This is a genomic window from Seinonella peptonophila (assembly GCF_900129355.1).
GTDB lineage: Bacteria > Bacillota > Bacilli > Thermoactinomycetales > Thermoactinomycetaceae > Seinonella > Seinonella peptonophila.
Window position 1 is genome coordinate 185,650 of the sequence record NZ_FQVL01000007.1, and the last position, 12,272, is coordinate 197,921.

At 41.7% G+C, this 12,272-nt stretch carries 16 protein-coding genes and 1 rRNA gene; 15 read left to right on the forward strand and 2 right to left on the reverse strand.

The window, feature by feature from the left end; genetic code table 11:
* Positions 1-14 precede the first annotated feature (14 nt).
* The 12 genes from rpsK (at position 15) to BUB71_RS12780 (ending at position 9,513) form a co-directional block, all read left to right on the forward strand.
* Complete coding sequence (rpsK, locus tag BUB71_RS12725; RefSeq protein ID WP_073155205.1) at positions 15-410, forward strand: 30S ribosomal protein S11; 396 nt, start codon at positions 15-17, stop codon at positions 408-410.
* 121 nt (positions 411-531) lie between these two features.
* Positions 532-1,476, forward strand: a complete 945-nt coding sequence (locus tag BUB71_RS12730; RefSeq protein ID WP_073155206.1) for a DNA-directed RNA polymerase subunit alpha — start codon at positions 532-534, stop codon at positions 1,474-1,476.
* Positions 1,477-1,500: 24 nt separating this feature from the next.
* Positions 1,501-1,917 carry a 50S ribosomal protein L17 gene (gene rplQ, locus BUB71_RS12735; protein ID WP_073155207.1) on the forward strand — a complete coding sequence of 139 codons (417 nt, stop codon included), beginning with the start codon at positions 1,501-1,503 and terminating at the stop codon, positions 1,915-1,917.
* A gap of 101 nt (positions 1,918-2,018) precedes the next feature.
* Positions 2,019-2,858, forward strand: coding sequence for an energy-coupling factor transporter ATPase (locus BUB71_RS12740; protein WP_073155208.1), 840 nt, complete (start codon positions 2,019-2,021; stop codon positions 2,856-2,858).
* Complete coding sequence (locus tag BUB71_RS12745) at positions 2,834-3,694, forward strand: ATP-binding cassette domain-containing protein (RefSeq protein WP_073155209.1); 861 nt, start codon at positions 2,834-2,836, stop codon at positions 3,692-3,694. Before BUB71_RS12740 ends, BUB71_RS12745 begins: the two co-directional genes overlap by 25 nt.
* Entirely contained in the window at positions 3,691-4,485 is a 795-nt protein-coding gene (locus BUB71_RS12750) for an energy-coupling factor transporter transmembrane component T family protein (protein WP_084731527.1), read from the forward strand. Before BUB71_RS12745 ends, BUB71_RS12750 begins: the two co-directional genes overlap by 4 nt.
* 2 nt (positions 4,486-4,487) lie before the next feature.
* A complete protein-coding gene (gene truA / locus BUB71_RS12755) occupies positions 4,488-5,246 on the forward strand; it encodes a tRNA pseudouridine(38-40) synthase TruA (protein ID WP_073155211.1) in 759 nt (252 codons plus the stop codon).
* 951 nt (positions 5,247-6,197) lie between these two features.
* Positions 6,198-6,635 carry a 50S ribosomal protein L13 gene (rplM, locus tag BUB71_RS12760; RefSeq protein WP_073155212.1) on the forward strand — a complete coding sequence of 146 codons (438 nt, stop codon included), beginning with the start codon at positions 6,198-6,200 and terminating at the stop codon, positions 6,633-6,635.
* A 74-nt stretch (positions 6,636-6,709) separates the two neighbouring features.
* Positions 6,710-7,102 (forward strand): 30S ribosomal protein S9, encoded by a 393-nt coding sequence (rpsI, locus tag BUB71_RS12765; protein WP_073155213.1) that lies wholly within the window; start codon positions 6,710-6,712, stop codon positions 7,100-7,102.
* 132 nt (positions 7,103-7,234) lie between these two features.
* Positions 7,235-7,639, forward strand: coding sequence for a hypothetical protein (locus BUB71_RS12770; protein ID WP_073155214.1), 405 nt, complete (start codon positions 7,235-7,237; stop codon positions 7,637-7,639).
* A gap of 65 nt (positions 7,640-7,704) precedes the next feature.
* Positions 7,705-8,427 (forward strand): N-acetylmuramoyl-L-alanine amidase CwlD, encoded by a 723-nt coding sequence (gene cwlD, locus BUB71_RS12775; protein WP_073155215.1) that lies wholly within the window; start codon positions 7,705-7,707, stop codon positions 8,425-8,427.
* A gap of 12 nt (positions 8,428-8,439) precedes the next feature.
* Positions 8,440-9,513 carry a P-loop NTPase gene (locus BUB71_RS12780; protein WP_073155216.1) on the forward strand — a complete coding sequence of 358 codons (1,074 nt, stop codon included), beginning with the start codon at positions 8,440-8,442 and terminating at the stop codon, positions 9,511-9,513.
* On the opposite strand, the gene gerD is transcribed toward BUB71_RS12780, so the two are convergent.
* Positions 9,510-10,100, reverse strand: coding sequence for a spore germination lipoprotein GerD (gene gerD, locus BUB71_RS12785; RefSeq protein WP_073155217.1), 591 nt, complete (start codon positions 10,098-10,100; stop codon positions 9,510-9,512). The genes BUB71_RS12780 and gerD overlap by 4 nt on opposite strands.
* Positions 10,101-10,159: 59 nt before the next feature.
* Here gerD and BUB71_RS12790 point away from each other — a divergent pair, with 59 nt between their 5' ends.
* Positions 10,160-10,741: a KinB-signaling pathway activation protein gene (locus tag BUB71_RS12790; RefSeq protein ID WP_073155218.1), complete on the forward strand. Its 582-nt coding sequence runs from the start codon at positions 10,160-10,162 to the stop codon at positions 10,739-10,741.
* A gap of 2 nt (positions 10,742-10,743) precedes the next feature.
* On the opposite strand, the gene pdaB is transcribed toward BUB71_RS12790, so the two are convergent.
* Positions 10,744-11,508, reverse strand: coding sequence for a polysaccharide deacetylase family sporulation protein PdaB (pdaB, locus tag BUB71_RS12795; protein ID WP_073155219.1), 765 nt, complete (start codon positions 11,506-11,508; stop codon positions 10,744-10,746).
* 82 nt (positions 11,509-11,590) lie between these two features.
* Between pdaB and BUB71_RS12800 the strand changes: the two genes are divergently transcribed.
* Positions 11,591-12,010 carry an OsmC family protein gene (locus tag BUB71_RS12800; protein WP_073155220.1) on the forward strand — a complete coding sequence of 140 codons (420 nt, stop codon included), beginning with the start codon at positions 11,591-11,593 and terminating at the stop codon, positions 12,008-12,010.
* Between the two features lie 164 nt (positions 12,011-12,174).
* Positions 12,175-12,272: ribosomal RNA gene (locus tag BUB71_RS12805) — 16S ribosomal RNA — on the forward strand; the annotation flags it as partial.

Sequence of the window (12,272 nt, forward strand, 5' to 3'; positions counted from 1 at the left end):
GAGGAGGGAATTCATTGGCAAAGCGCAAAACTACACAACGTGTGAAACGTCGTGTGAAAAAGCATGTTGAGTCCGGTGTGGTGCATATTCGTTCTACTTTTAATAATACGATTATCACAATTACTGACCCCCGTGGTAACTCAGTTGCTTGGGCAAGTGCTGGAACAGTTGGTTTTAAAGGTTCACGTAAGAGCACACCGTTTGCAGCTCAAATGGCAGCAGAACAAGCAGCTAAAACTGCGATGGAAAGCGGTATGAAGTCAGTAGAAGTAATGGTAAAAGGACCTGGCGCAGGTCGTGAAGCAGCGATCCGTTCATTGCAAGCTGCGGGATTAGAAGTAAGTTTGATCAAAGATGTTACACCAATTCCTCATAACGGATGTCGTCCACCGAAACGTCGTCGTGTATAATCATTGGTAATGTTGTAAAATGGTTTAGCATACCAAAAGTTCGTGCATAATGGAGAAGCATGCTCTTTCTGCGAAATTAATAGCGAGAACGCGACGTTCTGAAGGAGGGTTTGTGAGCCGTATGATTGAAATTGAAAAGCCGAGGATCGAAGCTGTTGATTTAAGCGATGATCATCGTTATGGAAAGTTTATTGTAGAACCTTTGGAACGCGGATACGGTACAACGCTTGGTAACTCCTTGCGGCGAATTCTGCTTTCCTCACTTCCAGGTGCGGCAGTCACATCCATCCAGATTGATGGGGTATTACATGAATTTTCTACCATTCCAGGTGTTGTAGAGGATACAACGGAAATCATTCTGAATCTGAAAAAGTTAGCACTTAAAATTCATTCTGATGAAGTGAAAACCTTAGAGATCGATGTGAATGGAGAAGGCGTTGTTCGTGCAGGTGATATTCGAGCAGATAGCGATGTTGAAATTTTAAATCCTGATCTGCATATCGCTACTTTAGAGGAGAAGTCACATTTTCGTCTGCGAATGACAGCTAACCGCGGTCGTGGTTATGTAATGGCTGATAAGAATAAAACAGAAGATCAGCCCATTGGCGTGGTACCTGTTGACTCGATCTATACACCTGTAGAACGGGTGAATTTCCAAGTTGAGAACACACGTGTAGGTCAGGTGACCAACTACGATAAACTAACGTTAGAAGTTTGGTCGAATGGTAGTCTTTCACCTGATGAAGCCGTCAGTCTTGGAGCAAAAATTTTAAACGAACATCTCATGCTTTTTGTAGGTCTAACAGATGAGGCAAGAGATGCTGAAATCATGGTTGAAAAAGAAGAGGATAAAAAAGAGAAAGTGATGGAGATGACAATCGAAGAACTTGATCTTTCGGTCCGCTCCTACAACTGCCTCAAGCGTGCTGGCATCAATTCTGTACAGGAATTAACTCAGAAATCTGAGGAAGATATGATGAAAGTGCGAAACCTCGGACGCAAATCATTAGAGGAAGTGCAGGAGAAATTGGCTGAACTTGGTCTTTCTCTACGTAAAGATGATTAATTCAACTGGGGGGAGGGAATCGCTATGGCTTCCTATTCAAAGCTAGGCCGTAACTCGGCTCAACGTAAAGCGTTATTAAGAGATCTCGTAACTGATTTAATTATCAATGGACGCATTCAAACAACGGAGTCAAAGGCAAAAGAGGTACGTTCGATTGTCGAGAAAATGATCACGCTTGGAAAAAGAGGTGATCTACATGCTCGTCGTCAAGCTGCCTCCTTTGTGCGTAAGAGCCGTTCTCACACTGTGAAAGACGGAGAAACAGTTTCTCATCATAAAGTCGATGCTGTGAAGAAATTATTTGACGAAATTGCGCCTCGTTATAAAGAGCGAAATGGTGGATATACTCGAATCTTCAAGCTTGGTCATCGCCGTGGGGATGGAGCACCTGTTGCGATTATCGAATTAGTAGATAGTGTTAACGAAGACGATCTTGTATAAGTGCAGATCGCCATATGGAAGGAAAGGGTGAGAACAGGATCGGCAATCCTGAAGCTACCCTTTTTTCTTTTGCTATCATTGCTTAGAAAGGCTGGCATATCATGATACATTTTCAGGATGTCTGGTTTGACTATTCGCCAGAGATAACCCCTGAAGAGCAATGGAATCTACGCAAGATCAGTCTTTCTATTCAACCAGGAGAGTATCTTGCACTGATCGGGAAGAATGGATCTGGTAAATCTACGCTTGCTCGTCTTTGTAATGGCTTATTACTACCTGATCGTGGTCAGGTAGTGATCGACGGACATTCGACAGCGAATCCTGATCATATTTGGGAGGTTCGTCGCAAGGTTGGTTTGATTTTCCAAAATCCAGATAATCAAATAGTAGGGGCAACTGTCGCCGATGATATTGCATTTGGATTAGAGAATATCGGATGCCCCACAGCAGAGATCAGAGAACGTGTCGACTATGCCATGAGTCAAATGGGGCTAACCGCTTTCGCTGACCGTTCTCCTGATCAATTATCAGGTGGACAAAAGCAGCGACTTGCCATTGCCAGCTTTCTGGCACTTCAGCCACAAGTCATGATCTTTGATGAGGCAACGACAATGATTGATCCACAGGGGCGAGCTGAAATCCTTCAAATAATTGATAAACTTCATCAGGATGGGAAAACGATTTTGCATATTACACATTCACTTGCTGAAGCCATGAAGGCTGAGCGTATTCTTTTGCTGGATCAAGGTGAGTGTTGTCTTGACTTTCGCTCCGCTGATATCTTACAAGTATGGGAGCCATTACAACAGTATGCAGTCGATTTTCCGCCGATGTTATTGGTAGCAAAGCATCTGCATGATTGGGGATATCCGATTGACATCAAACATCGTCAGCCCACGGAAATGGTGGAAGAGTTATGGAAATTACATTTAAAGAAGTAGATTTTGCGTATCCGGCGTACGCATTGCCAGTTCAACCTATCCTGCATCAAATCTCATTTCAGCTTCCTACAGCCTCCTGGAATGTACTTGTTGGGAGTATTGGATCAGGAAAATCAACGTTGCTACAGCTTGCGGCAGGGCTATTAACACCAACGAAAGGTTCGATTCTGTGGGATCAACAAGTTTTTCTAGCCGGAGAAAAAAAATTACCAAAACGCCCACCGGTTGGTCTTGTTACCCAATCGCCTGATACACAACTATTTGAGCTAACAGTTCGAAGAGAAATCGCTTTTGGACCGATGAATCAAGGCTGTTCACCGACGGAAGTTGACGAACATGTTCAAACTGCCATGAGCTGGGTAGGATTGTCGAAAAAGTTGGCAGATCGGTCGCCTTTTCACCTCAGCGGAGGCGAAAAGCGAAAAGTTGCGCTTGCAAGTCTACTCGCAATGAAGCCGCGTGTACTTTTATTAGACGAACCAACCGCAGGGCTTGATGCGAAAGGGAAACAGCAGTTGATCAAGCAACTCCGTTGGCTCCAGCGTGAACAGGGTATCACCCTTCTGATTGTTACTCATCATCTAGAGGAAATGTTACCTTATATTGACCAGCTATTCGTGTTATCAGAAGGAAAAATGGCGATGCAAGGTGCTCCTGACCAGCTATTTCGCCATCCAAACCGCTGGAAAGAGCTTGGACTGCCACTCCCAGAGATTACGGAATTTATTGCTACGCTCAATAATCGGTTTCAATTGTCCATCTCCTTGCAAGAAGGCTCCATTGAGAGTGTGCTCAAAGAGTTAGAAGCTACCTTGATGTCTAGAGGAGATTTATGATGATCATTGGTCAATTTATCCCAGGGCAATCCTGGCTACATTGCTTGCACCCAAAGGGGAAGTTGATTTTTGTCTTCATCTATACATTTTTACTCTTTTGGATGCAAGATTTAACAGCCTATGCCGTATTGGCTATTGTTCCGATTGTGGGTTATCTTGCCTCTGGTGTTTCCATACAACAAGTGTATAGGAGTGTTCGTCCTGTTTTTTTACTAGCGATCATCCTATTTCTGCTACATTTACTCCTGACCAAAGGAGGAAGGGTTGTCTGGGAAACATCGATCTACACCCTCTATTCAGCAGGATTAGAACAAGGAACGAAGGTAGTTGTACGTCTTCTTTTGTTAGTCTTGACGGCATCTCTGCTCACCTTGACAACTTCAACCCTTGCGCTTACAGATGCATTTAGCGGGCTATTAAAACCGTTGGAACGCGTAGGCGTACCGATCAACTCCTTCGCCATGATGATGTCGATTGCTCTTCGTTTTATACCTGTTATTGGTGAGGAAATGCAACGGATCAGACAAGCTCAAATGATTCGGGGCGCTTCTCTGCAATATGGCACCCTTCGCCACCGACTTCGTAGCCTTCAATCCATGTTGATCCCTATTTTTTTATCGATTTTTCGACGTGCTGATGAATTAGCATTTGCGATGGAAGCCAAGTGTTATAACAGTGAGCATCCTCGTACCCAATGGAGAAGACAATCATTTACTCAGCTCGATCTTTGGTTTGCGATCTTGACAAGCTTACTTATTCTCTCTCTTTGCCTGATGAGGTGGTGGCATTAATCATGCGTGCAATTTGTTTGCGTCTTCAATATGAAGGAACGAATTTTTTTGGATTTCAGTCACAGCCAGGGAAAAGAACAATTCAGGGTGTTTTAGAAGAAACCCTTTCTAACTTGGTAAGTGAGGAGATTGCTGTCTATGGGTCAGGGAGAACAGATCGCGGGGTACATGCGCTCGGACAAATGGTTCACTTTCATACGAAAAGCCCAATTCCTCCTGCTCACTTTGCATATGTACTACGTCGTATGCTGCCCGATGATCTGCTGGTGTTGGAGAGTTATGAAGTACCTCTTACTTTTCATGCGCGTAAAGATGCCTGTTGGAAAACGTATCGATATCAAATTGATAGTCAAAGAGTACCTGATTTATTTCAACGTCGTTATCACACACATGTACCCGGGTTACAACTCGATCTACAAGCGATGAAACAGGCAGCAAATTTTTTGCTTGGTGAGCATGATTTCACATCATTCTGCTCGCCTAAGACGACTGTTTTGGATCGTCGACGCACACTCTATCAACTATTGATTCAGACACATGCGCTTGGTTGGCAAATCGAAATCACAGGAAATGGTTTTCTATATAATATGGTTCGAATTATAGTAGGTACATTGATTCAAATTGGGAAAGGCGAGCGAAGTGCTGAGCAAGTTCCAAACATCTTACAAGCGCGAGATCGACAAGCAGCAGGGCCAACCATGCCGCCAGAAGGATTAATTTTGATGGAAGTCGGCTATCAGCCGTGGATGGATGAAAATTGATGATTTGTCTCCATTAATTCATCCCTCTAGGTTCAATGCCAACGCGTTATGCAAAGCAATATATGATGTATCACAAATTGAGCAAAAATGATATTGGTGATCTCTATTAAAGTTAATAATCAGATTTCTAATATTTGGTAAATTTTACCTACTTATAGAAACGCTCACACGGTCAGGGACCCCTGACCGTGTGAGGTGTGTGATGTGGGTTTAATGCGACAGCTTCATGTGTCTGCAGCAGCTCCTACAGCAGCCATGTGTAGCGCAGACCGCCGAAGAAGCCACATTGTGACTCGTTACTGCCTTCAGCATTTTACCTTCATTGTCCGTTGTGCCATGCGGCACTCCCGGACAGGAAACGAATGTGGCCATTAAGCGAGAGTTCGTCTGCTTCTTTTCCTTGGCCATCAAGCACTCCTTGATCTTCTTCCCCGTGGGGGGAACCCACCCTTTTCTTGGTATGGGTATGTCTTTTATCCTCTATTATACACTCGTAATAAATATCTGCACATTTTAAAGATAGATATTAAATAATAATAGAGTATTACAGGCGTGTTGATTAAGTATAATTAGCAAATATATTGATCCTGACATTTTAGTTGATGAATGAATTCATGCAAAACATCTGTCATTCGCAAGGAAATCTCGTGTCGGAGGTCAACCATCATGGCGGCGGAAATGGACCAAATTCAGCACAGCAAGGCATCAGTTAATCCTAATTCTAATGCCAATGATGGTCACAGCAGGATTAAGAGGTTTTAACCACTGCTTTCAATAATTTCTAATTCGATTTCCCTTGATTTGCCCTTTGAGACATTGACATTACAGCGTTTTTAAGATATGATTGCCAATGGTATTTTCCACTAGCCCCGGTGGAAACAATTCGGCGCATTACAGAAATATAAGAGTAGTACAAATAGAAGTATGTTTTGATTTTAAGGAGGGAACCTCGTGAGAACCACATATATGGCAAAACCCAATGAGGTAGAGCGGAACTGGTATGTAGTTGATGCAAAAGGTAAAACATTGGGTCGTTTAGCTACAGAAGTAGCTACTTTACTTCGTGGTAAACATAAGCCTCAGTACACCCCACATGTTGATACTGGTGATTTTGTAATCGTCGTCAATGCTTCAGGAATTGAGTTATCTGGTAAAAAATTGGAACAGAAAAAGTATTACCGTCATTCTGGTTATCCCGGTGGTCTAAAGAGCATCACAGCTGGAAATTTACGGGTACAACGTCCAGAGCGCATGATTGAGCTTGCTGTTAAAGGTATGCTACCAAAAGGTAGCTTAGGTCGTCAGCAGTTCCGTAAATTAAAAGTGTATGCAGGGTCAGAGCATCCTCATCAAGCACAACAACCCCAAGTATGGGAATTACGTGGTTAAAATTTATTTAAAGGAGGTGTAATCCTACTACTCGCTTTGTAGATTTGTAAAGAAGGTAGTGGGAACTACAGCTTATGGCAAAAATACAGTATAGTGGTACCGGTCGCCGTAAAGAGTCAGTAGCTCGTGTTCGTCTCGTAGCTGGTGATGGGCGTATTACGGTAAATAAACGTGACATTGATGAATATTTTGGTCTAGAAACGCTAAAGGCAACCGTTCGTCAACCGCTTATTTTGACAGATATGCTAAACGCATATGATGTGATTGTAAATGTTCATGGTGGAGGATTTACTGGACAAGCTGGCGCAATTCGTCATGGAATTGCTCGCGCATTGCTTGAAGTTGACCCAGAGTTACGCCCAGCGCTTAAGAAAGCTGGCTTCTTAACACGCGATCCTCGTATGAAAGAACGTAAAAAATACGGTCTTAAAGCTGCCCGTCGCGCACCTCAGTTTTCCAAACGCTAATCTATATTTTTCCAAATGTATGCAAGAACCAAACTTCTTTACAGAGGTTTGGTTCTTTTTATGTTTCAATGATTAAATTCATCTCCTCTGTATAAACTAACAATGGTAATGAGCAAAGGAGAGGATGTGCAGATGGGGCAAGTGATCTATTTAGAACCTTATTTAATCGCCAAAGAGGAAGAGATTCGTCATTATTCACTACAAGTCTTTCCTTGGTCTCAGATAGAAGAAGTAAAAACAACTTATTTTGAACCCTTGACGAGATTTTGGACAAAACAACGACGAATTATGTTAGATGAGGCAACAGTGCGGTTACTTTTTGAAGCATTTGCTTTAGGGTTTAAAGGGCAGAGGCTAAAGCTAGATCAGGATCGGTTGGTTAAACAGTATCAACCAACTCTCGACCGAATGGTGGAGCGGATCATTAGTGATTTTGACCTATTTCGTGGATTAAGTAGTTGGAAAAGAGAGGCGATCGAAGCACTCTTTGTAAAATTAACAATGTGTTGGTTTCTAAAAGGATCAGAGTTTGCCTAATCATTCGTCATACTACAGAACAATTGGATCGCTAAAATACTGTTAGGAATGAGGAGGTTGATCCTATGAGAGAAAATCGTTATCTTTACACATGGATAGGCAGTAGTTTGTTATTATTGATCATCTGTTTGTTCCCTTTTGCTTATACGCAAGCTCGTATAGATTCTCAAAAGTTACCTTTGGCTAACAAGGTGATTATGTTAGACCCTGGTCATGGTGGTCCAGATGGTGGTGCAATCGGCAAAAATGGTCTAATCGAAAAATATCTTACGTTATCGATTGCTAAGTATTTACGTGACTATCTGCAAGAGGGCGGTGCCTGGGTGGTGATGTCACGTGAGCATGATCAAGATTTAGCAAAATTAGAGACAAAAGGATTAAGTAAACGAAAAGCAGAGGATTTGCAAGCACGTATGAAGATGGTGAAAAATAAGCGTGTAGATACTTTAATCAGCATCCATTTAAATGCCTTTCCTCAAACAGAGTATGCTGGCGCGCAGACCTTTTATAATCCGACTAAGGAAGAGAATAAAATATTGGCAACCTCCATTCAAAAACAATTGGTCCGTTTGTTAGAAAATACTGATCGATTGCCAAAACAAAAGAATGACACATATTTGTTAAAAGAGTCTCCTGTTCCAACTGCGCTCATTGAGGCTGGTTTTCTATCGAATCCTCAGGAAGCACAGCTATTAAGCCAGCCTAAATATCAAAAGAAAATCGCTGCATCCATCTATTACGGTCTTGTTTCTTATTATGGTAAGATGAGGAATGAGTCTGGTAAATAATGAGGTGTAGAAATGATTACAGAATCACAAGTGTTGGATGCGTTACGGGAGGTTCAAGACCCGGAATTACATAAAAGCTTAGTCGAGTTAAATATGATTCGTAATATTAAAATCGATGAACAAGCCATTTCACTTGATGTTGTGTTGACAATTAGAGGTTGTCCGCTCAAGGCAACAATCGAAGAAGATGTTCGGAAACAATTACAGGCATTAGGATTTCAAGAGATTGATTTGCATTTTGGATCGATGACTGATGAAGAAAGATCAGCGCTTTCCGCACAGTTACAGCAAGAACGTCAACGGCAAACAGCGGGTGGAAGAAAGACAAGCTCTCACTTAATGGAGTCCGGTACAGAATTTATTGCCATCGCTAGTGGAAAAGGCGGGGTAGGCAAGTCAACTGTTACGGTTAACCTTGGGGTAGCACTTGCACGGCTAGGAAAAAAGGTCGGAATCGTAGATGCTGATATCTATGGCTTTAGCATTCCGGATATGATGGGAATTGAGCAACGTCCAACAGTAATTGGTGATATGGTTTTACCTGTAAAAAGGTTGGGTGTACGTGTTATGTCAATGGCCTTTTTCGTGGAAGAAAATGCTCCTGTGATGTGGAGAGGGCCAATGTTAGGGAAGATGTTGGTAAACTTTTTTGATGGGGTTTATTGGGGAGATCTCGATATTTTATTATTAGATTTGCCACCAGGAACGGGGGATGTTGCACTAGATATACATCAAATGCTTCCAAAAAGCAAAGAAATCCTTGTTACAACACCCCATGCGACGGCTGCTTTTGTGGCAGCGAGAGCAGGAGCAATGGCTCTCCACACGAAACATGAAATTTTAGGCGTTGTGGAAAATATGTCCTGGTATGAAACGCGTACTGGGGAGCGCGAGTATCCATTTGGGCGCGGTGGCGGAGAAAAGTTAGCGCAGGAGTTAAAGACAGAACTGCTCGCACAACTACCTTTGGGGGCACCAGAACAAGATCTCGATGATCCAGACTTTGCTCCTGCTGTCTATCCAGCCGACCATCCACAAGCAAAATACTATGATGATTTAGCAAAACGGATGATAGAGGGTATTTAAGATGCCTGTTCTTGTTTGTTCTTACCCTCTTTTTTACCTGATGTACCTTGCCCTTGCTCTTTTCCTTTTTGAGATTGCTCTTTAAAGCTTGGTGTCTTCATTAATTCTTGCATAATTTTCATTGTCTCTTTTCTATATTCTTGGCTTTTGAGCAATTGAAGAATATGCTTGCTAAATTCAGGGTCTTTTAGAACATCGAGTAATGATTTTTGGTATTCAGGGTCTTTCATAAGCATTTTTAGAAGCTCTGCTTGCTGTTTCTCTGTTAGCTTGGAGAACTTTTGCATCATTTCTTGAGTTGATAAAATCTTCACCCATTCTTTCTTTGTTTTTTGATCAGTTAGAGATTGGGATAGTAATTTTTGCAGCTCATGATCGTGAATGATTAGCTGCTGTTTAAATTCTTCTCCTGACATTAATTTAAGCAGAGATTTTTTACCTTCTTCTGTTTGAAGTACATCAAGCGTAATCTCTTTTACTTTTTGATAATCGGTTTCTTTCGATTCAGATGCAGATGTCATTCCACATGAGCTTAGCATTAGAATCATGCTCGAAAATAATAGAAATTTAGAAAGAAGCTTTTTCATTTCCGTTACCCCCTTTTCGACGGATGGGATTTATTCTTATCATTTTGGAGGACTTATTCATGCAGTTAAAAACGTTATGGTTTTGGTTTTGGACAACCTTACTCCTAGGCACAGGTGCTTCTTTATTGATGGGATTTGTTTTACAACCTTGGCTAGGACATCCCGAATGGATCAAGCTTTTATTAACCGGGATGGTTTTTGGAGCTGTGGCAGAGTTAGGCTTGTTCTCATACCTTGTCTTTAACTGGCTTTGTCGTGGACTTATTCAAAGCCAATCCTTATTTCATGGAATCCTTGTCTTATTGACTGCGCTTGTGCTAGGAAATCTGTTTTATCTGCTGTCAAGTAAGTACGATATGGTTTACCTGATCATTATTGCTTACTTAGTGCTGGTAAGCGTTGGCGTAGCCTGGTTAAAAGCAAAAGAGACTAATCGTCAGGCATGGATTCCAACCATCTTCTTTGTGATTGTGGTGACGACTTTGGAAGCAATGACGTCGATCAATCCCAAAGGTGCGTCGATGCCACTTTCTGCGATCTTTTATACTGTAACCATCTTATTGATTTGTAATGCTTGGCAAATATTACGCCTGCATCATTGGGTAAAAAAACCAAAAAAAAAAGCTAGTACAGCTTCCTAGCTTTATTCTACTGGTTTCATTTTTACTTCTGATCCAGATAAAAGTTCAGATACTGTTACAAATTGATATCCTTTTGCTTTTAACGAATCAATAATTTGTGGGAGTGCCTCATGCGTTTGTCGACAAGAATCACTAGCATGGAGTAAAATAATATCTCCAGGGTGTGCCTTTTCTACAACACGTGAGATAATTTTATCAGTGCCAGGATTCATCCAGTCAAGCGAGTCAGTATCCCACTGGATCGTTGTGTAACCCATTTGATTCGCTAATTTTAGTACACGCTTATCGAAGTCGCCATTAGGGAAACGGATTAACTTTGGTTTTTTTCCAGTAAGCTTTGTTAGAATGGTATCTGCTTTTCCGACTTGATCGCGAACTTGCTGATCTGAATAGCCGCTATAATTATCATGTCGATGACCATGACTGCCAACCTCATAACCTTGATCTGTGATGCGCTTTACAAGATCAGGATGTGATTCTGCCCAGGGTGAAGAGAGGAAAAATGTTGCTTTCTTTAAATCTTTCTTCTTTAATACATCAAGAATTGGCCCTGTTCGCTTTTCACCCCAACTGATGTCAAAAGTGAGCGCAACCTGTTTTTTATTTGTTTTCACACTGTAGATTGCTTTGGGTTCAGGGTCTGTAGGAGAAAAAACTTGCAGATTTTGATTTTCAACATAGTAGACACCAGCAGCGAAAGCAAAAGCAACTAAGATAATAGCAACACGTTTAATTTTTTTTGCAGATAATATCCAAATAAAATTCATTCTTTTAACCTCCGTTCGCTTGTCTCATAGTAAACTGTATGCAAGAGATTAGAGGTTAGAAGTCAAATGGGAGGATTCATTGATGCGAGTAGAAATAAAATGGAACGGGAATATGCAGTTTGAGACGCAAACACCGTCAGGTCACGCATTTATCTTAGATACAGGAACAGATCTGGGTGGTCAGGAGACAGGACCAAGACCAACCGAAGTCTTGTTATCTGCGGTAGGCACTTGCTCTGGAATTGATGTGGTCGATATTCTAAAGAAAATGCGCTATACGATTGATCGTTTTTCCATCGAAGTAGTAGGTGAACGAGCAGAGGATCATCCCAAACGTTTTACACAAATGCAGCTCACTTATCATCTTGAAGGAGAGATTCCAGTTGAAAAGGTGCGCCGCGCAGTTCAGCTTTCACAAGAAAAATACTGTTCTGTTGCCCATTCTGTAAATGCAGAGATTCTTGCAACTTTTATTTTAAACGGAGAAACTTATCAACTTTAGAAAAAAGTATTTGACATGTAATTAGTAAGATGCTATAGTATTTCTTGTCGCCACAAACGACATGAAACAACAAAAACATTCATCAAATAGATGGAGCATCAAGTTGTTCTTTGAAAACTAAAGAGTGAACATGTACCTGTAATTCTTATTGAGCAAGACAAACTTTTATGAAGAGTTTGATCCTGGCTCAGGACGAACGCTGGCGGCGTGCCTAATACATGCAAGTCGAGCGCGGGAAGCCTCTTCGGAGGTGGAACGAGCG